Origin of the sequence: Paraburkholderia phenazinium (assembly GCF_900100735.1) — a bacterium.
Classification (GTDB): Bacteria; Pseudomonadota; Gammaproteobacteria; order Burkholderiales; family Burkholderiaceae; genus Paraburkholderia; species Paraburkholderia phenazinia.
Window position 1 is genome coordinate 360,574 of record NZ_FNCJ01000004.1, and the last position, 22,913, is coordinate 383,486.

Below are 22,913 nucleotides of genomic sequence, written 5' to 3' on the forward strand. Positions count from 1 at the left end.
AGATGCGGGCCCTAAAATCCGCGTCCCGTCGTTGTAAAAATCTCCCCTCGGTTTTACCCCCGTTTCGCGCCCATTACGCGTGGCAGTTCGCCCCTGACGCCTCGCACCGCGCCCCCAAGCTCCCCGCTACGCCCCACTCCGCGCGGCTCTGCGCACAATTCACCGCTCCCCCACCAGCCCCCGGCCGCTCTCCAGCCCGCCCACGCTCATGACCAGCCGCGAATAACCCGCATCACCCAAGGGAAATCTTTTTGGGACGCGGGAGTGCTATCTTCGGATATGGATGGCGATCTACGTGCGCGAGGCCGGCTACGGCGCGACCCCATGCGTAACGCGCGCCCGGTCCGCAATGTCTTTCGGATTCGCCATGACAACGCAAACCATCCGCTTCTATCACCGTGGCGCCGTCCGTGAGGTTCAGGACGTCCCGGCGACGCGCACCGTGCTGCAGCACCTGCGCGAAGACCTGCATTGCACGGGGACCAAGGAAGGTTGCGCGGAAGGCGATTGCGGCGCATGCACGGTCGTACTCGGCGAACTCGACGCCCACGGCGCACTCGCGCTCAAAGCCGTCAACGCCTGCATCCAGTTCCTGCCCACGCTCGACGGCCGGGCGCTCTTTAGCGTCGAGGACCTGCGCGCCGCCGATGGCGCGCTGCATCCGGCCCAGCAGGCGATGGTCGACTGTCACGGCTCGCAATGCGGCTTTTGCACACCCGGCTTCGTGATGTCGATGTGGGCGCTGTACGAGAACCAGCCGGCCGCCGCCGGCCTGCCCACCCGCGACGAGATCAATGCTGCGTTGTCCGGCAACCTGTGCCGCTGCACCGGCTACCGGCCGATCGTCGAAGCGGCGCAGAAGATGTTCGACTACGCCCACTATCCGCGCGTGCCGTTCGACCGTGCTGCCGTCGCCGAGGCGTTAGACGGGCTACAGCGCCGCGACACCTTCGAATACCGCGCCCGCGATGTGCGCGGCAGTGCCTTCGGCACACCCACGTTCTACGCACCCGTTACACTCGACGCCTTCGCGGCGCTGCGCGCCAAGCATCCGCACGCGCGCATCCTCGCCGGCAGCACCGATGTCGGCTTGTGGGTCACCAAGCAGTTCCGCGACCTCGGCGACATCCTGTACCTCGGCAACGTGGCCGAACTGAAAGGCATCGAACGCGACGCGCAGACTCTGACAATCGGCGCTGCCGTCACGCTGGAAGACGCCTATGCCGCGCTCGCCGTCGACTACCCGGAACTCGCCGAGCTCTGGACCCGTTTCGCGTCGCTGCCGATCCGCAATGCGGGCACGCTCGGCGGCAACGTCGCCAACGGCTCGCCGATCGGCGATTCGATGCCGGCGCTGCTGGCGCTCGGCGCCGAGGTCGTGCTGCGGCATGGCGCCAAAACGCGCATGCTGCCGCTCGATGCGTTTTATCTCGGCTATCAGAAGACCGCGCTCGCCGCCGGCGAATTCGTCGCGGCGATTCGCGTGCCGCGTCCGGCGCCCGATCTGCGCTTTCGCACTTATAAGGTCTCGAAGCGTTACGATCAGGACATCTCGGCGGTCTGCGCCGCGTTCGCTCTGCGCATCGCGAACGGCACGATCGTCGAAGCGCGCCTCGCCTTCGGCGGCATGGCGGCGACGCCAAAGCGCGCCGCCCATGCCGAAGCCGCGCTGACCGGCGCCGCCTGGGACGACACGGCGACCCAGCGCGCCATGGAGGCCCTCGCCGCCGACTATCAGCCGCTCACCGACATGCGTGCGTCGAGCGCCTATCGATTGAAGGTCGCGCGCAATCTGCTGCGGCGCTTCCAGTTGGAAACGCGCGATCACGCGCCGCTCGCCCTGTTCGACGTCAATGCCTTCGCATTCGAAGCCGGCGTGGCGGACACGGCGCCCGCGCAGGAGCCGCTGTGATGAACCAGCAAACCGATGCTTTCATCCGACATGCCGCCGATCGCGCGGGGACCGCCACCATCGGCACGCCCTTGCCGCACGAGTCCGCCACGCTGCATGTGAGCGGCGAAGCGGCCTATACCGACGACCTGCCGGAACTCCAGAGCACGCTGCACGCAGCGCTCGGACTGTCACGCCATGCCCATGCGCGAATCGTCTCGCTCGATCTGAGCGCGGTGCGCAACGCCCCGGGCGTGATCGCGGTGCTAAGCGCCGCCGACATCCCCGGTGAGAACAACTGCGGCCCGGTGCTGCACGACGATCCGATTCTGGCCGACGGCGAAGTGCTGTATCTCGGCCAACCGGTGTTCGCGGTGATCGCCGAAAGTCACGAACTCGCGCGACGCGCCGCGGCGCTCGCGAAAAGCGACGACGTGGTCCGCTATGAACCCCTGGAAGTCGTGCTGACGCCGGCCGAAGCCAAGGCGAAAAAGCAGTTCGTCCTACCGCCGCTGCATCTGAAGCGCGGCGAGCCTGCCGCGAAAATCGCCGCCGCCCCGCACCAGATCCAGGGCAGCTTCGAAGTGGGCGGTCAGGAACAGTTCTATCTCGAAGGGCAAGTCGCCTACGCGATCCCCAAAGAGATGGACAGCATGCTCGTCTACAGTTCGACGCAGCACCCGAGCGAAATGCAGCAGGTGGTCGCGCATATGCTCGACTGGCCAGCGCATAGCGTCGTATGCGAATGCCGGCGCATGGGCGGCGGCTTCGGCGGCAAGGAATCTCAATCGGCGCTGTTCGCCTGCGTCGCGGCGCTCGCCGCGCAGTTGCTGAAGCGCCCGGTGAAAGTGCGCGCCGATCGCGACGACGATTTCATGATCACCGGCAAGCGTCACGACGCCGTCTACGAATACGAAGCCGGTTTCGACGAGACCGGCCGCATTCTCGGCGCGCGTGTCGAGATCGCACTGCGCGCGGGCTATTCGGCAGACCTCTCCGGCGCTGTGGCCACGCGCGCCGTCTGCCACTTCGACAACGCGTATTACCTGTCCGACGTGGAAATCCTCGCGCTGTGCTGCAAGACCAATACGCAGTCGAACACTGCGTTTCGCGGTTTTGGCGGCCCGCAGGGCGCGCTCGTGATGGAAGTGATGCTCGACAGCATCGCCCGGCAACTGCAGTGCGATCCGCTCGATGTGCGGCTCGCCAATTACTACGGCATCGGCGAACGCGACGTGACGCCGTATGGTCAGCGCGTCGAAGACAATGTGATTGCGCCGCTCACCGATGAACTGCTTGCTACCAGCGACTATCGCGCGCGCCGCGCGGCACTGGCCGCATACAACGCCACGAGTCCGGTGCTCAAGCGCGGCATCGCCTTCTCGCCGGTGAAGTTCGGCATCTCGTTCAACGTGCCCTTCCTTAATCAGGCCGGCGCGCTCGTGCATGTCTATAAGGACGGCTCGATCCTCGTCAATCACGGCGGCACCGAGATGGGCCAGGGGCTGAACACGAAGGTCGCCCAGGTGGTCGCCAACGAACTCGGCGTGCCGCTCTCGCGGGTGCGCGCTACGGCGACGGACACCTCCAAGGTGGCGAACACCTCGGCTACAGCGGCCTCCACCGGCAGCGATCTAAACGGCAAAGCGGCCGAAGCGGCGGCGCGCACGATCCGTGACCGGCTGGCCGTGTTGGCTGCCAAAGAACTCGGCGGCGAACCCGAGGCCGTGCAGTTCAAGGACAGCATGGTGCATGCGAACGGCGTCGCGATGCCGTTCGCGCACCTCGTCAACGCCGCGTATCTGGCCCGTGTGCAGTTGTGGTCCGACGGTTTCTACACCACGCCCAAGGTGCACTGGGACGCGAAGAAGCTGACCGGTCACCCGTTCTACTATTTTGCCTATGGTGCTGCGGTATCCGAGGTGGTGGTGGATACGCTCACCGGCGAGTGGAAACTGGTGCGCGCGGACGTGCTGCACGACGCCGGGCAATCGATCAACCCGGCCATCGATCTCGGCCAGGTCGAAGGCGGCTTCATCCAGGGCATGGGCTGGCTCACCACCGAGGAACTCTGGTGGAACCGCGAGGGTCGATTGATGACGCACGCGCCATCGACGTACAAGATCCCGGCGGTCAGCGATACCCCCGCGGCCTTTCACGTACAGTTGTATCGCAACGAGAACGCGGAGCCGACAGTGTTCCGCTCGAAGGCGGTCGGCGAGCCGCCGCTGTTGCTGCCGTTCTCGGTGTTTCTGGCGATCCGCGATGCGGTTGCTGCAAGCGCGCCCGAGGCACGTCAGGCGCCGCCCTTGCGCGCACCGGCGACGCCCGAGGCGATTCTGGACGCGCTGGAAGCCATGCAGCCCGTGTTGCAGCCGGCTCCTGCGGCGAGCGCGACTCCGTCGAACGCCCCAGCCAGCATCGACACCGCCACATGATTTTTCAAGGGCTGCGCGACACGAACGCGCCGCACCACGCTTAACCGGCTGCACGGACACCCCGCGCGGCCATAGATGGAGAACCGCCGGATGCAAGCCTGGCTACCCGATCTGCAACAACTGCTCGCACATGGCGACGCCGCCGTGCTGGTGACGGTCGCGCGCGTCGAAGGTTCGGCGCCCCGCGAAGCCGGCACCAAGATGATCGTCACGCGAGATTCGGCGCGGCATACGATCGGCGGCGGCCACCTCGAATGGAAAGCCATCGAGACCGCGCGCCAGGTCCTCAAGGAAGGCATGCGCGTGCCGCATCTGCGCCGGCTCGAACGCTTCGCGCTCGGCCCGAGTCTCGGCCAATGCTGCGGCGGCGCCGTGGTGCTCGCGTTCGAGCGCCTCGACGTCGGCGATCTCGGCTGGGTCACCTCGCTCGCCAAGCGCGTCGCGGCAGGTCTTTCGACGGTGCGTAGCGTATCATTCGGGCCCGCACCGGATGCGGTGATGCTGTCCGACCCGGAACCCGGCGTCGAAGGCGCCGACTGCTTGCTGTGGGACGGCGCCGGTTTCGACGAGAGCAGTTCGCTGCTCACCGAGACCATCGCACCACGCGACTTCGCCGTGGTGCTGTTCGGCGCCGGTCACGTGGGCGCGGCGCTGGTACGTGTGCTGGCGACGCTGCCGTGCCACGTGCGCTGGGTAGACGAGCGCGACGCGCAGTTTCCGTCGCCCGCGCTGCTGCAGGCGCCCAACGTGACGATCGACCCGAACGACGCGCCCGACGAGGCCATCGACCAGGCTGCGCCGCACACGTATTTCATCGTGATGACGCACAACCATACGCTCGACCTCGAACTCGCCGAGCGCATCTTGCGGCGCGGCGACTTTGCGTTCTTCGGCATGATCGGCTCGCATACCAAGCGCAAGCAGTTCGAGCACCGGCTTGCCGCGCGCGGCATCGACCCCGCGCAGATTGCGCGGATGCACTGCCCGCTCGGCGTGGATGGCATCATCGACAAGTCGCCGGAGATCATCGCGATTTCCGCGGCTGCGCAGGTGTTGCAGGCGGTCGAGGCGAACGCTCACGCAACCCAGGCGGCATGATGGATCATTGCCTTGCGACATCCATCCGGCACGGATCGACTCCTTCCGAATCAAACCAGACCAACAATCGAACATGACTACCACGACCGCTCTTACTCTCGCCGACAAGGCAGCAGGCGCGCCGAAGGCCGAACTGCATATCCATATCGAAGGCTCGCTTGAACCCGAGCTGATCTTCACGCTCGCCGAGCGCAACGGCGTAAAGCTCGCCTACGACTCGATCGAAGCGCTGCGCGCCGCCTATGCGTTTACCGATCTGCAGTCGTTCCTCGACATCTATTACGCCGGTGCGAGCGTGCTGCTGCACGAGCAGGATTTCTACGACATGACGATGGCTTACGTGGAGCGCTCGCTCGCGGACAACGTCATTCACACCGAAATTTTCTTCGATCCGCAAACCCATACGGAACGCGGCGTGTCGATCGCCACCGTGGTGGCCGGCATCGAGCGCGCGCTCGCCGATGCTGAGAAGCGCGGCCTGACGAGCAAGCTGATCCTGTGCTTCCTGCGCCACCTCTCCGAAGAAGACGCGCTCGCTACCTTCGACGAGGCGCTGCCTTTGTTCGATCAGTACAAGCATCGGCTGATCGGCGTCGGTCTCGATTCGTCCGAGCGTGGCCATCCGCCTTCGAAGTTCGAGCGGGTGTTTGCGAAAGCGCGGGCGAAGGGCCTGAAACTCGTCGCGCATGCAGGCGAGGAAGGTCCGCCGTCGTACATCTACGAAGCGCTGGATCTGCTGAAGGTGGATCGCGTCGACCACGGCGTGCGCAGCATCGAAGACCCGGCGCTCGTCACGCGGCTGGCCGACACGCGCGTCGCGCTGACCGTGTGCCCGCTGTCGAACCTCAAGCTGTGCGTGTTCGACGACCTGACCAAACACACGCTGAAGGCACTGCTCGACAAGGGCGTCGCCGTGACCGTGAATTCCGACGACCCGGCCTACTTCGGCGGCTACGTCAACGCGAACTACCTTGCCACCATCGATGCACTTAAGCTCACCGACGGCGAGGTCTACACGATCATCCGCAACAGCTTCGAAGCAGCGTTTGTCACGCCTGTGGAACGCGCTGCGCTGATCGAGAAGCTCGACACGCACTGGCAGGCCACTGAGGCGAACTGAGCGGCGCGCCTGCGACTGACCAATAGGAACGGTGCGCGTTGCAATTCAAGCGCGCCGTCACCTGCGCCCCCCCTACATTCCCATATAACGGAGACGGTTTTTCCCATGACTCACTCGGCACAATCGCCACAATCGGCATTCCGCGCACAACTGCTGACGTTCAACGGCGATCCGGCGCAATCGTCCAATGCGGCGGTCTTCAATGAAGACGGCCTGCTGATCGTCGAAGACGGCCACGTCGTTGCGGCAGGCGCGTATGCGGCGCTAGCGGCGCAGCTCGCCCCCGGCACACAGGTACAGGACATGCGCGACAAGCTGATCGTGCCGGGCTTCATCGACACCCACATCCACTATCCGCAGACGGATATGATCGCTTCGCCCGCGCCCGGTCTGCTGCCGTGGCTCGACACGTACACGTTCCCGACCGAGCGCCGCTTCACCGATCCGGCCTATGCTCAGGACACCGCCAGCTTCTTCGTCGAAGAACTGCTCGCCTGCGGCACGACCACGGCGCTGGTGTATTGCACGGTCCATAAGGAATCGGCCGACGCGCTGTTTACCGAAAGCGAAGCACGCAACCTGCGCATGGTCGCGGGCAAGGTGCTGATGGACCGCAACTGCCCCGAGTTCCTGCGCGACACCGCCCAGTCGGGCTACGACGACAGCGCCGAGCTGATCGGCCGCTGGCACAACCGCGGGCGCCAGATGTATGCGCTCACGCCGCGTTTCGCACCGACCTCGACCGAAGCCCAGCTCGAAGCCTGCGGCGTGCTGGCGCGCCAGCATCCGGATATCTTCATCCAGAGCCACGTCGCCGAAAACACCGACGAAGTGAAGTGGGTGGCCGACCTGTTCCCGGGCCACCGCAGCTATCTGGACATCTACGACCACTACGGCTTGCTGCGCCGCCGCGCGGTGTACGGCCACTGCATCTACCTGGACGAGGAAGACCGCAAGCGCATGGCGCAGACTGGCACAGTCGCTTCGCACTGCCCGACTTCGAACCTGTTCCTCGGCAGCGGCCTGTTCGACTTCGACAAAGCCGACGAGGCCGGCATGCCGATCGCGCTCGCCACCGACGTCGGCGGCGGCACCTCGTTCTCGATGCTGCAGACCATGAACGAAGCGCACAAGGTGGCGCGCCTCACCGGTCATCACCTCACCGCCACACGGATGTTCTGGCTTGCCACAGCTGGCGCAGCCGTTGCGCTCGACCTGGCGGACAAGGTCGGCACGCTCGCGCCGAAGTCGGAGGCGGATTTCGTCGTGCTCGATCCGCAGGCGACGCCGCTGCTCGCGCGCCGCACCGCGCGCACCGAGTCGCTCGAAGAGCTGCTGTTCGCCTTTGCGCTGCTCGGCGACGACCGCGCGATCTTCGAAACCTACGCGGCCGGCATGCGCGTGCATCAACGCGAAGCGGCGCGCCAGCACGCCACCCGCAAGGCGAAAATTGCCGCCTAAGTGCTGCCGACCTCCCGCCTGAACGCCGTCTGAACGCGCCTGCGGGACGCGTCGAAGACGGAACTCACCACGTCTATCTCAGTTGTACGCAAAACGGCCCGGCAGGTTATCCCTGCCGGGCCGTTCTGTTTGCGTCCTTGGACGCGGTCGGCGCTCAGCACTCGACCACTTCTCGCGTTACTGCACGGCGGTCGGCGTCGAGGCCGGCAGCACCGGCGCCGGAGCACCCGCAGCCTCGTTCGACACCCCGGCGTTCTTGTCCACCGGCATCTTGACCGTGCGCACCGCACCGTTGCCCAGCGGGAAGTCGGCCAGCGCACTGCGCGCCAGATACGGCATGGCGCGCACCAGCGACTGTTCGTCACCGGCGTTACGCGCCAACACGTTGTAGACCTCCTTGCCGCTCGTACGCTCCGTGATGCGGATGCCGAGCGTATGCGTGAACACCGGATACGCCTGAGTCACATAGGCAGGCGGGAACGGCCCAAACGGCCCCCAGGGGTCCAGCGGGCGGCCCCAGTACGGTCCCGGCCACGGACTGCTGTAAAACGCCGGCTGGCTCACGCTCACCGTATCGGTCTTGGTACCGTACGACAGGCCGACCAGGTAATGCGCCTGCTGCGGGTCGACCTGCCTGAAGGCGTGGGTCGCCAGTTCGTTGGCGACCAGCAGTTCGTAAGTGGCCTGCTCCAGGCTGTTCTGCTGCGCTGCGCCGCGCGTAAACGCATAAGTGCGGCTGGCGTCGTTGCCGCTCCAGTCCGAGAACGCCGTCACTTGGGTCGTCACATAAGTGGTACAGCCGGACAGCACTGCTGCCAGCGCCACCAGCATGAGCATGGCGCGCCGGGTCCAACGGTCTGATTTCATGGTCTTCCTCATCCTTACGTGTTGTCGCCGCACGCAACTGCGGCGGCCCGATCATACGCTGACCTGGCCCTTAGGCAAAAAGTTCGACCCGCAGAGGGCGCCGGGCTTTGTACAATGGTCCGACATACCGGTGCGCACTGGATGCGCGGCCGGCTTTAGACCCTATTCTTACAAAATTGCCATGGCTGATACCGCAACACCTCCAGTGATCCGCCGCGCCGACTACGCGCCGCCCGCCTTTCTGATCGAAACGGTCAACCTCGAATTCGATCTGGTTCCCGAACGCACGGTCGTCAAGAACACGATGCGCGTGCGCCGCAACCCGGACGCCGCCCATGCGGCGCACCTCGAACTGGTCGGCGAGCGGCTCGAATTCGTCAGCGCCGCCATCGACGGCGCCCCGTACACCGCCGTGCGCGCGCATGAGCACGGGCTGACGGTAGAGAACGTGCCGGACGCCTTCGAACTGACGCTCACCAACACCTGCAACCCCGCTGAAAACACTACGCTGTCGGGCCTCTACGTGTCCAGCGGCAACTTCTTCACCCAGTGCGAGGCCGAAGGCTTTCACAGCATCACCTACTTCCTCGACCGCCCGGACGTGATGGCCACCTACACGGTCACGCTGCGCGCAGACAAGGCGGCGTACCCGGTGCTACTCTCCAACGGCAACCTGCTCGAGGAAGGCGAGTTGCCCGACGGCCGCCATTTTGCCCGCTGGGAAGACCCGTTCCGCAAGCCCTGCTACTTGTTCGCGCTCGTGGCGGGCAAGCTGGTGCGTGTCGAAGAACGTGTGAAGAGCGGCTCCGGCAAGGAAAAGCTGCTGCAAGTGTGGGTCGAACCGCACGACCTCGACAAGACCCGTCACGCGATGGACTCGCTGATCCACTCGATCCGCTGGGACGAGGAGCGCTTCGGGCTGGAACTGGATCTGGACCGCTTCATGATCGTCGCCGTGAGCGACTTCAACATGGGCGCGATGGAGAACAAAGGGCTCAACATCTTCAACACGAAGTACGTGCTGGCGAACCCCGAAACAGCGAGCGACACCGATTTTGCCAATATCGAAGCGGTGGTCGGCCACGAGTATTTCCACAACTGGACCGGCAACCGCGTGACCTGCCGCGACTGGTTCCAGTTGAGCCTGAAGGAAGGCCTGACGGTGTTCCGCGACCAGGAATTCTCCGCCGACATGGCCGGCGGCGCGACCGATGAAGCCGCGCGCGCCACCAAGCGGATCGAGGACGTGCGGGTGCTGCGCCAGATGCAGTTCGCCGAGGACGCCGGTCCGATGGCGCATCCGGTGCGCCCGGAAAGCTATGTCGAGATCAACAACTTCTACACGATGACCGTGTATGAGAAGGGCTCGGAAGTCGTGCGGATGTATCAGACGCTGTTCGGCCGCGAAGGCTTCCGCAAGGGCATGGACCTGTACTTCAAGCGCCACGACGGCCAGGCGGTGACCTGCGACGACTTCCGCCACGCGATGGCGGACGCGAACGGGCGCGATCTTGCCCAGTTCGAGCGCTGGTATAGCCAGGCCGGCACGCCGCGCGTCACCGTCAAGACCGATTACGACGCCGCGCAACGCAGCTACCGCGTAACGCTCACGCAAGGCTATGGCGATGCCGCCCCGGCCGCCCGTGAGACGCAAAAGGGTCCGCTGCTGATTCCGTTCGCCATCGGCCTGATCGGCAAGGACGGCGCGGATCTGCCGCTGCGCCTCGAAGGCGAAGCGAGCGCTGCGCCCGGCACCACGCGCGTGCTCGAATTCACGCAGACCGAGCAGACCTTCACTTTCATCGATGTCGCGCAAGAGCCGCTGCCGTCGCTGCTGCGCAATTTCTCGGCGCCGGTGATCGTCGAATACGACTACACCGCCGACGAGCTGGCCTTCCTGCTGGCGCACGACAGCGATCCGTTCAACCGTTGGGAGGCCGGTCAACGCCTTGCGACGCGGGAACTGCTTGCGCTGGCCGGGCGCGCCGCGACCGGTGTGCCGCTGCAACTGGACGATTCGATAGTTGCCGCGTTCGCGCGCGTGCTGACCGATGAGTCGCTCTCGCCGGCGTTCCGTGAACTGGCGCTGATCCTGCCGTCGGAAGCCTATCTGGCTGAGCAGATGGCCGAATCGAATCCGGCTGCGGTGCATACCGCCCGCCAGTTCGTGCGCAATCGCCTCGCCACGGCGCTCAAGAACGAATGGCTCGCCATCTACGAGCAGCACCACACGCCGGGCGAGTACGAAGCCACGCCGACGGCAAGCGGTCATCGCGCGCTGAAGAATCTGGCGCTGTCTTACCTCGCCGAACTGGACAACCCGGCTGACGCAGTGCGGCTCGCCTCCGCGCAATACGCGGCCGCCAACAACATGACCGACCGCTCGGCCGCCCTGTTCGCCCTGCTCAACGCAGCGGCAACGGGCGGCGGCAAAGAAGCGCAGGACGCGCTCGACGACTTCTACCGCCGCTTCGAGAACGAGCCGCTCGTAATCGACAAGTGGTTCGCCATGCAGGCTGCGCAGCGCGGCACCGCGCAGCGGCCGGTGATCGAGATCGTGCGCAAGCTGATGGCGCATCCGGCGTTCAACCTGAAGAACCCGAACCGCGCGCGTTCGCTGATTTTCAGCTTCTGCGCGGCCAACCCGGCCCAGTTCCATGCTGAAGACGGTTCGGGTTATGCGTTCTGGGCCGAGCAGGTGATCGCGCTCGACGCACTGAATCCGCAAGTCGCTGCGCGTCTGGCTCGCTCGCTGGAGCTGTGGCGGCGCTTCACGCCCAAGCTGCGCGACGGCATGCGCGCGGCGCTGGAGAAAGTGGCAGGCCAGGTGAAATCTCGCGATGTGCGGGAGATCGTGCAAAAGGCGCTAGGCTGATTTTAGGCGGCGCTTTGGTGTAGGAAAAAGCCGGCACTTGTTGCCGGCTTTTTTTGTCTGCAGCGCGCGTACAAGCCTTCAGGATAAGGGTCTGTAGGAATTAGTTAGCCATCCGGATGACTTTTTAAGTCTTCTCAACGGGATCAAAGTAAACCCCTCTTCTCCAATGGTTTACGTTTAACGCGACGCGTTATATCGTCCCACGATCACATCGTTCGCGGACAAGGCTACAGCACGGGTATTCGGAGGCCGCTTTGTGCGGTCGTTGCCTCTTCATATCCAGGCCCTCGCGCACAAAAAATTGAGGGCAATCAACTCGGCGCTACGGGTTGAGGATCTACGCGTGCCGCAAGGGAATCGCCTCGAAGCATTGCAAGGCCTGCGCATCGGGCAGTGGAGTATCCGCATCAACGCGCAGTGGCGCATATGCTTCAACTTCATTGACGGCGAGGCGTTGAATGTAGAAATCGTCGACTATCACTGATTGATTAGGAAACCGCCATGGTCATCAAACGTTCCGAGCTGGACAGCATCGACTTTTCCGATATAGATACCGGCGAAGTCATCCCGCCCGTACACCCCGGTGAAATTCTGCGCACGGAATTCCTTGAGCCGCTCGGTATGTCGGTGAATGCGCTATCAAAGGCGTTACACGTCCCGGCCCCACGCATCAACGACGTCGCGCTTGGGCGGCGCTCTGTCTCTGCGGATACAGCTTTGCGGCTCGAACGCTATTTCGGCGTCAGTGCCGAGTTCTGGCTCAATTTGCAGATCGACTACGATCTGCGCGTCGCCAGAGAAGGCGCCGGCGACCAGATCGCCAGCGAGATCGAACCATTGCCCCGCCCGGAGCTTCCCAAGCTGCCCCAAGCCCCCCGCAGCCACACCCGCGCGGCCGCCCTCGCAGCCAGCGTCAGCCACACAGCAGCCGTCAAACCTCGGCGCAAGCCCTGAGCCTGGCGCCAACGCCGAGCATGCTTTCTTCGCGGCTTTCCGTCTCAAAAGCACAGGAAAGACACAGCGAACAGGTAAAATCGCAGGATTCCTTCGCCTTACCGGAGTACTGCAATGGCTTTGCAACGTCGTACCACTCTTACGAAGTACCTGATCGAGCAGCAGCGCGAGACCAACAACCTGCCGGCGGATCTGCGCCTGCTGATCGAAGTCGTCGCACGGGCGTGCAAGGCGATCAGCTATCACGTCAGCAAGGGCGCGCTTGGCGATGCGCTCGGCACTGCGGGCAGCGAGAACGTTCAGGGCGAAGTGCAGAAGAAACTCGACATCCTGTCGAACGAAATCCTGCTCGAAGCGAACGAATGGGGCGGCAATCTGGCCGGCATGGCGTCCGAAGAAATGGAGAAGTTCTCGCCGATTCCCGCCAACTATCCGAAGGGCGAGTACCTGCTGGTGTTCGATCCGCTGGACGGCTCGTCGAACATCGACGTGAATGTGTCGATCGGCACGATCTTCTCGGTCCTGCGCTGCCCGGATGGCCAGCAGCCGACCGAACAGTCGTTCCTCCAGCCGGGTACACAACAGGTTGCGGCCGGCTACGCCGTGTATGGTCCGCAGACCGTGCTGGTGCTCACCACTGGCAACGGCGTGAACTGCTTCACACTGGACCGTGAGCTGGGCTCGTGGGTGCTTACGCAAAGCGACATGACCATTCCGGTGGAAACGCGCGAATACGCGATCAACGGCTCGAACGAGCGCCATTGGTATCCGCCGGTCCAGAAGTACATCGGCGAGTTGAAGGCCGGCAAGGACGGTCCGCGTCAGAGCGACTTCAATACGCGCTGGATCGCCTCGATGGTAGCCGACGTGCACCGTATCCTGAACCGCGGCGGCATCTTCATGTACCCGGCAGACAAGCGCACCCCGGACAAGCCGGGCAAGCTGCGCCTGATGTACGAGGCGAATCCGATGGCGTTCATCGTCGAACAGGCTGGCGGCGCCGCGACCAACGGCGAGAAGCGCATTCTGGACATCGTCCCGAAAAGCCTGCACGAGCGCGTGGCGGTGTTCCTAGGCTCGAAGAACGAGGTCGATCGGGTAACCCGCTACCATCTCGAAACAAAAAACTGAGCCCAGGGGCTTGCCAAAGCGTTGACGAAGTCCCTATAATCTCGTTTCTCCTGATGCCGGAATAGCTCAGACGGTAGAGCAGCGCATTCGTAATGCGAAGGTCGGGGGTTCGATTCCTCTTTCCGGCACCATAAAGATTCAAGCAAAAAGCCCAGTCCTTGCGACTGGGCTTTTTGCTTTCTCAATTCCCTTCGTGCCCGCTCCATCTTCGGGATATTCAATCTCGTAACTTCGATCAGGACGGTGCAGGCAAACTTCACGACCGGGCGAGCCGCAAACGACTCGCCCGTCAGACTAGTTAGTGACCAGAGTAAAGCGAACGCGAACCGGTAAAGACTGAGACAGCAGGGGCGCCGGATTCCGACGATCCACTCACCACACCACCAACGCCACTCGTCGAGCCATTCCGCTCAGCAACGCGCGCTTCCGCAGCCTGAATGTCGGCCGGATAGGTAGCGTTGTCAGCGACTGCGGGGTTGTAACCGGCCTTCTCGAGCTGGGCCAGTTGACTACGAACTTCAGCGCGCGTCACCGGTTGGTTCGACTGGGCGAACGAAGCGACAGGAGCGGCGAGAACAACAGCAAGAGCGACAGCCTTGATAAGCGAGTTCATGATTACTACCTCCAGAGATTGTTTTGCACGGCGCTGCAAACGGGTTTGTGTGCAGCCAGTGACTACAGTCTAGGAAGGTGGATGCCTAGGGTAAATACCTAATTAATGAAATCACTTTTCTTGCAAACCGGACAATCGGAACGCGAGTCAGGACAGTCCGCTAATAGCGTCCCGCTGAGACTCGGCCGTAACCGATAGCGTTCGGTTAAGCAACGCCGTCTTGCTCGACAGGCGCAAGGTCTGAGACGGCGGGCGGTCAGCGCTGCGTCCGCTCGCGGTACTTGCCCTGCAGGAAATCGATCAGCACGCGCAGCTTGAGCGGCATCTGCGCGCGGCTGGCCGTGTACAGATAGAAGCCCGCAAAACGCGGGCACCACGCATCGAGCACCGCCACGAGCCGCCCATCAGCCAGTTGCTCCCGGACATACTCGTCCGTCACGTGCAGCAGCCCCATACCCTGCTCCGCCGCGCGCACCATCGTGCGCAAATCGTTGGTCACGAAGCTGCCGCGCACGTCTACCTCGAACACCCGCGACGGATCGCGCGGCTGCGCAAACTCCCAGCGATAAATGCCGCCGCTCGTCGAAAACCGGTAACGCAGACAGTCGTGCCCAGCCAGGTCGTCCGGGGTTTGCGGCGGCGCATAGCGCTCGAAGTAATCGGGCGAGCCGGCTACCACGATGCGAAGCTCGCCGCCCAACGGAATCGCAACCATGTCCTGCGCAAGGCGTTCGCCCAGCCGGATGCCCGCATCGAATCCGTCGCCCACGAGATCCGCGAGTCCGTCGTCGAGCACCATCTCCAGGCCGATATGTGGATAGAGGCGCGCGAACTCACCCAGGTGCGGCAGTACCCGCAACTCGCTGGCCACCCGCGAGAGGTTGATCCGCAAGGTGCCAGCCGGATGGCCGCGGGTTTCGTCGAGCGCGTCGAAAGCGGACTCGAGCGCGGCGAGTGCGGGCCGCACGTGCTCCAGAAACTGCGCACCCGCCTCGGTGAGGGCAACGCGTCGCGTAGTCCGGTTGAACAGCCGCACCTTGAGTTGCGTTTCCAGCGTGCGCACCGATTGTGACAACGCCGAGGCGGAGACGCCCGACTCGCCCGCCGCTCGCGTGAAACTGCCGTGCCGCGCTACGGAAGCGAAGGCCATCAATGCCGGTAACTGTGCAGGATCCAAGTGTCCTCTCGATTATGAAGTTCAACTTCATAATCCTTGCAGACAACAGCTATTTTTCCAAGCAAAGAATCGGCGCACGATACCTCCATCACTTCACCACCCGGAGAACAACCGCCATGACGATGCATCAGTACACCCTGCTCGGCCGTTCCGGCCTGCGCGTCAGCCCCATCTCACTCGGCACCATGACGTTCGGCACCGAATGGGGTTGGGGCGCTGAAGAGAAATCCGCCCAACGTCTGTTCGACCTGTACGTGGATGCTGGCGGCAATTTCATCGATACCGCCGATCTCTATACGGAAGGCACCAGCGAAACGTGGGTGGGCAAGTTTGTCGCTGCACGCGGCCTGCGCGACCGGCTGGTGATTGCAACCAAGTTCGGCTACAACGCCGAGACCGGCAATCCGAACGCCGGCGGCAATCACCGCAAGAACCTGATGCGCGCACTGGACGGCTCGCTAAAGCGCCTCGGCACCGACTACATCGATCTGTACTACCTGCACACCTGGGACCGGGTCACGCCCGTCGACGAAGTCATGCGCGCGATGGACGACGCCGTGCGGGCCGGGAAAATCCGCTACGTCGGCTTGTCGGATACGCCCGCCTGGTTCGCAGGACGGGCTCAGACGCTCGCCGACTGGCGCGGTTTCGAACCGGTGGCGGCCATGCAGCTCGAATATTCGATGATCGAGCGCAACGCTGAGAATGAGTTCGCCGATCTCGCCACCAATCTCGGGATGGGACTCGTGCCGTGGAGTCCGCTCGGCATGGGAGTGCTATCGGGCAAGTATCGGCCCTCGCAGGACGGTGCGAGCTACGGCATCGCGGGTGAAGGCCGGTTGGCGGGTCTCGCTGGCAATCCGCCTCCCGGCTTTGACAAGCTGACCGAACGCAACTTCCGGATCGTCGCTGTGCTGGAAGTCGTCGCTCGCGAAGCAGGCCGGCCGATGGCCCAGGTTGCACTGAACTGGCTGCACCAGAAGCGCGGTGTATCGAGCATCATTGTCGGGGCAACCCGGCCCGAGCAACTGCAGGAATCGCTCGGCTCGCTCGACTTCACACTCGCGCCGGAATTGACCGCGCGGCTTGACGCTGTGTCCGAACCTACCCGTCCATTTCCGTATTACATGTTTGCCGACGGTCATCAGGCGCGCATTCACGGCCAGGTCGAGGTGACCGACAAGCCCGTGGCGTTCGACCGCCCTGTGCGAGTACCGGCCCCGACCGCCGACGCCTCCTGACGACGTCCCGAACGCGGCAAGCGTTGCCAGGAAGGCCCGACGTTAGCTCATGGGCTCGCCTGGCAATTCCTCAGGCTATTCCGAAAGAAGCTCTGTGCTTCCAAACCAATGCACGCCGCGCTCTGTGGAGATGCGACGTGCATTCGTCTTTTCATATGCATACGTAAAAGAACGTCAGACGCGTCAACGGAATCAGGTAATCCTTCGTTAACAAAAAGATTGAGGGTGCAATTCGATGCATTCGAATTGGGCCACGCCCGGGAACGATATATGCGGCATCATTCGCCAGCCTATGTGCAGTGCAGCGAAACGGATTGTTTAAGGGTCCTGAGAAGTGATCCGCCTTAGAGAAAGCCAATAGCATTTTGTCATGCTGCGCGCTGCAACGAAGGCCAGGCGAAGCTGACCGGCTCGCCAGAGGATACGTCTACGACGCGCAACATCGTGCGCTGCAACGCACCATGCGGCCCTGTGCAGCAGCAGGCGAAGCGGCGCAACCGGCTTGGCCTGGACGGCGACAGGGTTTGGCGGTGTCACTACTGGATGTGGCGGATTGTTGCGGCGAAGGGCGCGAAGTGTAGGGCGCCAGGTGAAGCGCAAGAAGTGCCGCATCGAGGCTTGCAGGCATGGTCTGAACTATGCAGAAGGTATTGTTCTGATTAGTCCGATCGTTCGCAACTGCGGGACAACCGTTAAAGTTTATTCAAACGAATTCAAGCAAAGTGGCGTTGTGCCGTTAAAGCAACAAATCGCCAATGAAAAGCAACGTTATCGCTTTGCAGCACTGGTGCAAATCGGGGACCGAGGCAGATAATCGGTTCGTAAAGGAGAAATATCATGGATGCCAAACCGCCCAAGATTCCGACCCCGGATAAAGTGTTCAGCCCGGATCCGGAACCCGCTGGCGTTGAGTTCCTTGGCGCCGAACTGCCCGAGCATGTTCGCGCGTTCTTTGACGAACAACGCAAGTCGTGCGAGCCCAAGTAATACCAGGCTGGCGCACCGCAGCATCGGGGTCACGCACACAGTGCGCGACGCCCGTGCATGCGCGCGCACGTCACACAGGTTGCTACGGGTCGCGCTAGCCGTTCGGCACGCGCTGGATCAGACACCGGCGCGGTTTATCGCGCGCCTCGAAAACGGATACACGCCGCGCGCGTTGCGCATCGTTTATTCTTCTGGCTTTCCGCTTTGACCGTTCGGTCACCTCCTTCCACATGAACCGTTTGTATCGTACCGGCGTAGCGGGCGCGCTCGCGCTATGTGCCGCGTTGACGCTCACGCTGACGCCCGCCACCGCTCGCGCGGACAGCGACGACACTGCTCTGACCAATCTGATTTCGCTGGTATCGCAAAGACTCTCGCTTGCCGAACCGGTCGCACGCTGGAAATGGGCCAACCATCAGGCGATCACCGATGCGCCGCGGGAGGCCGCATTGCTCGCCGACGTCGCCAAACGCGCCGCGGCAGCGCAAGTGGACCCCGAGTTTGCGCGCGCCTTCTTCCAGGATCAGATCGATGCGAGCAAGGAAGTGCAGAACGCCTTGTTCGCCAACTGGCGCAGCGGCCGGCCGCCGGAAGGCGCAGCACCCGACCTCGTCACCAGCATCCGGCCCCAGCTCGATCAATTGACCAAGTCGATGATCGCCGGCCTCGCGCGCGTGCAAACGCTGCGCACAGCGCCGGACTGTCCATCGCGTGTGGCGCAGGGTATTGCTAACTGGAAGTCGTTGACGCGCTATGACTCCGCGCGCTCGGGGGCTCTGACCCACGCGCTGGGTCATGTATGCGAATCGGGCGGAGTGGGCGCAACCGGCTAGGCAACGCTTGCCGTCCCCGCGTTGACGGAAACGCCGAGCGGCATGACGCGCAGGCCGCGCGCCAGATGAGTCTGCAGGATGCGGTAGGTCGACAGTTCAAACGAGCCCGCCACACTCGACGCATGCAGACTCGCCGCCTGCGCGAGCGAAGGCGCGTGACCGACATAGCGCCAGCGGTCGACCACATGAAAGGCGCGAGCCTGCAATTCCTCGTCGCGTTCCTCAAAGACAATCGGGCCATCGAACGGCCAGGGTGCATCGACAGGATCGCTTTTCGCCACTCGCGGCAGGCGATTCTGTCCGGGACGCAGTGTGGCGATCCATTGCGCCTCTGCCAGCATCGCGCCTAGTTCGCCGCCTGTCGCGAGCCATTCGACCCGGCGCACCTGCTGCGCGAGGCGCAGGTCTTTCGACGAACGGCGCTCGCCAGTCAGATGCGAGCGCAGACGCTGCCTGACCCGAACGCTACGACCAACGTAGAGCGGCAGATCCCCTTCCCCGTAGAACGCGTAGACGCCGCAGCCGGCCGGCGCCGTATCGAGCAGGTCTTCGGTGATGTCGCCAGCCAGCCGGTAACGCCGCAGCGTGCGGTCGATTTGCGTGCGCAGCACGTCGACTGACACCAGCCCGTGCAAACGCTGCCAGAACTGCCACAGCAGGTCGGCATCGGCCAGTGCGCGGTGCCGGTCGGACGGCACGAGGGCGTGGCGCTCGACCAGCGCGTCGAGTCCATGGCGTTTTTCTGCCGGAAAGAGCGCGCGCGACAGGCGCACAGTGCAAAGGACATCAGGATTGAACGCCAGGCCCGCGCGGCGGAACTCGCTGCGCAGGAAGCCGCGATCGAAACTTGCGTTATGTGCAATAAACAGCTTGCCGTCGAGGCGCTCAAACAGCGCGGGTGCGATCGCATCGAAAGTAGGAGCGCCGCGCACCATCGCATCAGTGATACCGGTCAGTTGCTGGATAAACGGCGGGATGGATTGCTGCGGGTCGACCAGCGTACTCCACCGGGACACGCCCTCTGGTCCGACTTCAACAACGCCGACTTCAGTAATACGATGCTCGCCGGTTGAACCACCGGTGGTTTCAAGGTCGACAAACACGATCGGCGCATCGATCGCGGGGTTCTGCAAAAACACTTCAGACATGGGCAAGGATAGGTTTCGGTGCGTGGCTTGCGGCAAGTATGCACCAGTTGGCACCCGGACATGCGGGCGGCGTGGCGGTTTTTAATGCATCTGCCTTGCGGCCGGGGAAACTTATTCGTGACCTTTTAGTTGGTATAAACCCTGGGGCGATATTATATTTTTATGACTCGATTGCGATAAAACCTGGGATTTTTATACTGGAAAACCCTGAGCGACACAGGGTACAGCCACTCAGGCACGCAGGCCCGCTATATCGCCAGAGCATAAACCTGTTGATAACAGGCATCGCTTATGCGCAGCATTGATCCGATTATCCGGCCGACGGGCTTGCTGACGCCCGTAAAAAAGCCCTCGGCTCTGCGAGGGCTTTTCCTTGGTACCGCGCAGCTATTACGACTACGCAAGCCGCCTGACTTACAGAGGCTGAATGTTCGCAGCCTGCTTGCCCTTCGGGCCGGTCTTCACCTCGAAGGAAACGCGCTGGTTTTCCTTGAGCGACTTGAACCCTTCGGTGCGAATTTCCGAGAAGTGCGCGAACAGGTCGTCACCGCCGGAGTCCGATGTAATGAAGCCAAAGCCCTTAGCATCGTTGAACCATTTTACGATACCGGTTTCCATATTCCAGTTTCCCTCGAGATTTTTTGATTAAGACGGGCAATGCCCTTACGCCGATTACCGATACGTCCTGAAAGTGGGACGTGCTAGCCATGCGCCATCACGCCTGCTAATCGTAAATTCAGCATTGCCGTTATACGGGGAACAAAGATCGGGCGTCAAGCGAATTTTTAACAATCGCTTATCAAGCCAAACCATAACGAATACGCTCTGACTCAGCGCAATAGTTGAGTACGATACAGCACATTTAAGTAACAACCGAATAATCGATGAGTCATTTTTACTGAGACAAATTACACACCGCACAAACCGGGAATTTTTCCCGCAATCTGTAACAAATCATGTCATTCGTAAGTGTTTGTCCGAGTTGCTGCAGTAAATCCTCAGTATCAAGATGCATATTGGCAGTATGTATGAGGAGAAAGCCATGCTTGTGAATGAATTCCGCCGCCTTGCCGCCTGGCTTGCCCACCCGTTCCGCCAGACGCCCGTGGACGGGGCCGCCCAGAGCGCACCGTCCGCGTTCGACTTCGATCCAATGTGGCATGGCGATCACTGGCAAAACCTGCTGTCCTCCCCAATGGACGCTCGCCACTATGTAATGGAAGATTGGAGCGTGACGAGTGAGGTGGATTTCGCGCCCACCGGTCTGGTCGCCCAGATCCGCTAGAACAGATTCAGGAAATTAGGGGCAAAAAAAAGCGCGACCGGGAAGTCGCGCTGACAAAGGTTTGGAGATCTTTTTCGTCAACGAAAAAGTCTGCTTCGGAAAGCAGAAATCTCAGTATACAGCCGAAGCATCAGATGATTCGCGACGTAATCGGCAATCATCTATTGCGTTTATAACAACAATCGATTTTTTCATTCTTTTCGCGTTGTTTTTTTACATCGATTGATGTAGCAATTGAACAACGCGTCGCGGTTGACACCGCCCTGTCCTGCCCGACTGATGCTCACAAAGCCTTTCCCAGTAAGGCTTTCGCCAATATCTCCAATAATTGCGCGTCAAGTAATACTTTATTGCGCAAATCGGAATGCCCGCCGGGCGACCATCTCCTTACACTCTGCCTGTCCGGAAACGAGCGCGCTGGATGTACCGCGCGTTTTCACGCAGGTCTTCGCGCCTCTCGCAGCGTAAGCGTGACGTTTCCTTGAAGCCTGGGTTTCCAAAGCCCATCCTGTTCTCGGAGTTACAAAGATGAAAAAGACACTCATGGTCGCGGCCCTGACGGGCGTTTTTGCTACTGCAGCACACGCACAAAGCAGCGTCACGCTGTACGGCCTGATCGATGCTGGCATCACCTACACGAACAACCAGGGCGGTCACTCCAACTGGCAAGAAACCAGCGGCTCGGTTAACGGCAGCCGTTGGGGCCTGCGTGGTTCGGAAGACCTCGGTGGCGGTCTGAAGGCAATCTTCACGTTGGAAAACGGCTTCGGCATCAACAACGGCACGCTCAAGCAAAACAGCCGTGAATTCGGCCGTCAAGCTTTCGTCGGTCTGGCAAGCGACCAATTCGGTTCGGTGACCCTCGGCCGTCAATATGACAGCATGGTTGACTACGTCGGCCCGCTGGCTCTGACGGGCACGGGTTACGGCGGCACGCAGTTCGCCCACCCGTATGACAACGACAACCTGGACAACTCGTTCCGTATCAACAACTCGATCAAGTACTCAAGCGCGAACTACGGCGGCTTCAAGTTCGGCGCCCTGTATGGCTTCTCGAACGATGCGGGCAGCTTCGCGAACAACCGCGCATACAGCGTCGGCGGTTCGTACACGTACGGTGGCTTGAACGTTGCAGCTGCTTACCTGCAACTGAACAGCAACGTGAACGGCGTCGCGAACGCTAGCGGCGCTGTCTCGGGCGACAACACGTTCGTGGCTGGCCGTCAACAAACGTGGGGCGCTGGCGCAAACTACGCATTCGGCCCGGCAGTGGTCGGCGTTGTGTACACGCAAACGAACCTGAACCAGGCTGTCGGTATCGGCGCTAGCAACTCGGGCACGGAAAACGGTTTGAGCCTGGGCGGCGGCAGCGGTCACTTCCAGAACTTCGAAGTGAACGGCCGTTACTCGCTGACGCCGGCACTGAGCCTCGCAGCTGCGTATACGTACACGCAAGCTTCGATCGACGGCATCCGTCCGAAGTGGAACCAGTTCAACCTGCAAACCGCCTACGCGCTGTCGAAGCGTACGGACGTGTACCTGCAAGGCGTGTATCAGCGCGTGAACAAGGGTTCGGGCGTCGACGCAGTCATCAACGGTGTTGGCGAAGATTCGGCGACCAACAACCAAGTCGCTGTGACGGCAGGTCTGCGTCACCGCTTCTAAAGCATCTGGCAGTAAATGCAGTGGAGAAAGGCGCCGCTTGCGGCGCCTTTTTTTCGTCCCGAGGTTTTACGCCCCGAGGTGGCATGAACGGCCGGGCGTCCGTCTTCGGTACGTGTTGAGCAGCGGCGA

The 22,913-nt window shown here is 62.4% G+C and carries 20 protein-coding genes and 1 tRNA gene; 16 read left to right on the forward strand and 5 right to left on the reverse strand.

The genetic code is table 11. The annotated features are described in order from the left end of the window. Window positions 1-367 precede the first annotated feature (367 nt). The 5 genes from xdhA (at window position 368) to guaD (ending at window position 8,008) form a co-directional block, all read left to right on the forward strand. Window positions 368-1,912, forward strand: a complete 1,545-nt coding sequence (gene xdhA, locus BLQ92_RS11995) for a xanthine dehydrogenase small subunit (protein ID WP_090684861.1) — start codon at window positions 368-370, stop codon at window positions 1,910-1,912. After that, window positions 1,912-4,329: a xanthine dehydrogenase molybdopterin binding subunit gene (gene xdhB / locus BLQ92_RS12000; protein ID WP_090684598.1), complete on the forward strand. Its 2,418-nt coding sequence runs from the start codon at window positions 1,912-1,914 to the stop codon at window positions 4,327-4,329. Before xdhA ends, xdhB begins: the two co-directional genes overlap by 1 nt. A 90-nt stretch (window positions 4,330-4,419) precedes the next feature. Further along, entirely contained in the window at window positions 4,420-5,427 is a 1,008-nt protein-coding gene (gene xdhC / locus BLQ92_RS12005) for a xanthine dehydrogenase accessory protein XdhC (RefSeq protein WP_090684600.1), read from the forward strand. 73 nt (window positions 5,428-5,500) lie between these two features. After that, the gene (locus BLQ92_RS12010; protein WP_090684602.1) at window positions 5,501-6,547 is read left to right on the forward strand and encodes an adenosine deaminase; all 1,047 of its coding nucleotides are present in this window, start codon (window positions 5,501-5,503) and stop codon (window positions 6,545-6,547) included. A gap of 105 nt (window positions 6,548-6,652) precedes the next feature. Beyond that, complete coding sequence (gene guaD / locus BLQ92_RS12015; RefSeq protein WP_090684605.1) at window positions 6,653-8,008, forward strand: guanine deaminase; 1,356 nt, start codon at window positions 6,653-6,655, stop codon at window positions 8,006-8,008. Between the two features lie 177 nt (window positions 8,009-8,185). Here guaD and BLQ92_RS12020 read toward each other — a convergent pair whose 3' ends face one another. Then, window positions 8,186-8,875: a DUF4136 domain-containing protein gene (locus tag BLQ92_RS12020; protein WP_090684608.1), complete on the reverse strand. Its 690-nt coding sequence runs from the start codon at window positions 8,873-8,875 to the stop codon at window positions 8,186-8,188. A 181-nt stretch (window positions 8,876-9,056) separates the two neighbouring features. On the opposite strand from BLQ92_RS12020, the gene pepN reads away from it, so the two are divergent. The 5 genes from pepN to BLQ92_RS12045 all read left to right on the forward strand — a co-directional run bounded on the left by pepN (window position 9,057) and on the right by BLQ92_RS12045 (window position 13,966). Further along, window positions 9,057-11,750, forward strand: a complete 2,694-nt coding sequence (pepN, locus tag BLQ92_RS12025) for an aminopeptidase N (RefSeq protein ID WP_090684610.1) — start codon at window positions 9,057-9,059, stop codon at window positions 11,748-11,750. Window positions 11,751-11,955: 205 nt separating this feature from the next. Then, window positions 11,956-12,234, forward strand: coding sequence for a type II toxin-antitoxin system RelE/ParE family toxin (locus tag BLQ92_RS12030; protein WP_090684612.1), 279 nt, complete (start codon window positions 11,956-11,958; stop codon window positions 12,232-12,234). Between the two features lie 17 nt (window positions 12,235-12,251). Then, window positions 12,252-12,704 (forward strand): HigA family addiction module antitoxin, encoded by a 453-nt coding sequence (locus BLQ92_RS12035; protein WP_090684614.1) that lies wholly within the window; start codon window positions 12,252-12,254, stop codon window positions 12,702-12,704. Window positions 12,705-12,818: 114 nt separating this feature from the next. After that, entirely contained in the window at window positions 12,819-13,835 is a 1,017-nt protein-coding gene (locus BLQ92_RS12040) for a class 1 fructose-bisphosphatase (RefSeq protein ID WP_090684616.1), read from the forward strand. Between the two features lie 55 nt (window positions 13,836-13,890). Beyond that, a tRNA-Thr gene (locus BLQ92_RS12045) sits at window positions 13,891-13,966 on the forward strand. A 167-nt stretch (window positions 13,967-14,133) separates the two neighbouring features. Here the strand turns inward: BLQ92_RS12045 and BLQ92_RS12050 are convergent. Beyond that, window positions 14,134-14,448, reverse strand: a complete 315-nt coding sequence (locus BLQ92_RS12050) for a DUF4148 domain-containing protein (RefSeq protein ID WP_090684619.1) — start codon at window positions 14,446-14,448, stop codon at window positions 14,134-14,136. A gap of 256 nt (window positions 14,449-14,704) precedes the next feature. Further along, window positions 14,705-15,625, reverse strand: a complete 921-nt coding sequence (locus BLQ92_RS12055) for a LysR family transcriptional regulator (protein ID WP_244106179.1) — start codon at window positions 15,623-15,625, stop codon at window positions 14,705-14,707. A gap of 116 nt (window positions 15,626-15,741) precedes the next feature. On the opposite strand from BLQ92_RS12055, the gene BLQ92_RS12060 reads away from it, so the two are divergent. The 4 genes from BLQ92_RS12060 (at window position 15,742) to BLQ92_RS12065 (ending at window position 18,686) form a co-directional block, all read left to right on the forward strand. Further along, window positions 15,742-16,866: an aldo/keto reductase gene (locus tag BLQ92_RS12060; protein ID WP_090684624.1), complete on the forward strand. Its 1,125-nt coding sequence runs from the start codon at window positions 15,742-15,744 to the stop codon at window positions 16,864-16,866. Between the two features lie 589 nt (window positions 16,867-17,455). Beyond that, window positions 17,456-17,680, forward strand: coding sequence for a hypothetical protein (locus BLQ92_RS39325; protein ID WP_143016564.1), 225 nt, complete (start codon window positions 17,456-17,458; stop codon window positions 17,678-17,680). Between the two features lie 23 nt (window positions 17,681-17,703). Further along, window positions 17,704-17,853 carry a hypothetical protein gene (locus BLQ92_RS39950; protein WP_166660758.1) on the forward strand — a complete coding sequence of 50 codons (150 nt, stop codon included), beginning with the start codon at window positions 17,704-17,706 and terminating at the stop codon, window positions 17,851-17,853. Window positions 17,854-18,083: 230 nt separating this feature from the next. After that, window positions 18,084-18,686, forward strand: coding sequence for a chorismate mutase (locus BLQ92_RS12065; protein ID WP_090684625.1), 603 nt, complete (start codon window positions 18,084-18,086; stop codon window positions 18,684-18,686). Here the strand turns inward: BLQ92_RS12065 and BLQ92_RS12070 are convergent. Further along, a complete protein-coding gene (locus BLQ92_RS12070; protein WP_090684627.1) occupies window positions 18,683-19,834 on the reverse strand; it encodes an exonuclease domain-containing protein in 1,152 nt (383 codons plus the stop codon). The genes BLQ92_RS12065 and BLQ92_RS12070 overlap by 4 nt on opposite strands. A 414-nt stretch (window positions 19,835-20,248) precedes the next feature. Further along, window positions 20,249-20,452: a cold-shock protein gene (locus BLQ92_RS12075; protein ID WP_090684629.1), complete on the reverse strand. Its 204-nt coding sequence runs from the start codon at window positions 20,450-20,452 to the stop codon at window positions 20,249-20,251. Window positions 20,453-20,876: 424 nt separating this feature from the next. On the opposite strand from BLQ92_RS12075, the gene BLQ92_RS12080 reads away from it, so the two are divergent. Together BLQ92_RS12080 and BLQ92_RS12085 are read left to right on the forward strand one after the other, a co-directional pair. Then, complete coding sequence (locus BLQ92_RS12080) at window positions 20,877-21,119, forward strand: hypothetical protein (protein WP_090684631.1); 243 nt, start codon at window positions 20,877-20,879, stop codon at window positions 21,117-21,119. Between the two features lie 528 nt (window positions 21,120-21,647). Next, window positions 21,648-22,784 (forward strand): porin, encoded by a 1,137-nt coding sequence (locus BLQ92_RS12085; RefSeq protein ID WP_090684634.1) that lies wholly within the window; start codon window positions 21,648-21,650, stop codon window positions 22,782-22,784. The last annotated feature ends 129 nt before the right edge of the window (window positions 22,785-22,913 follow it).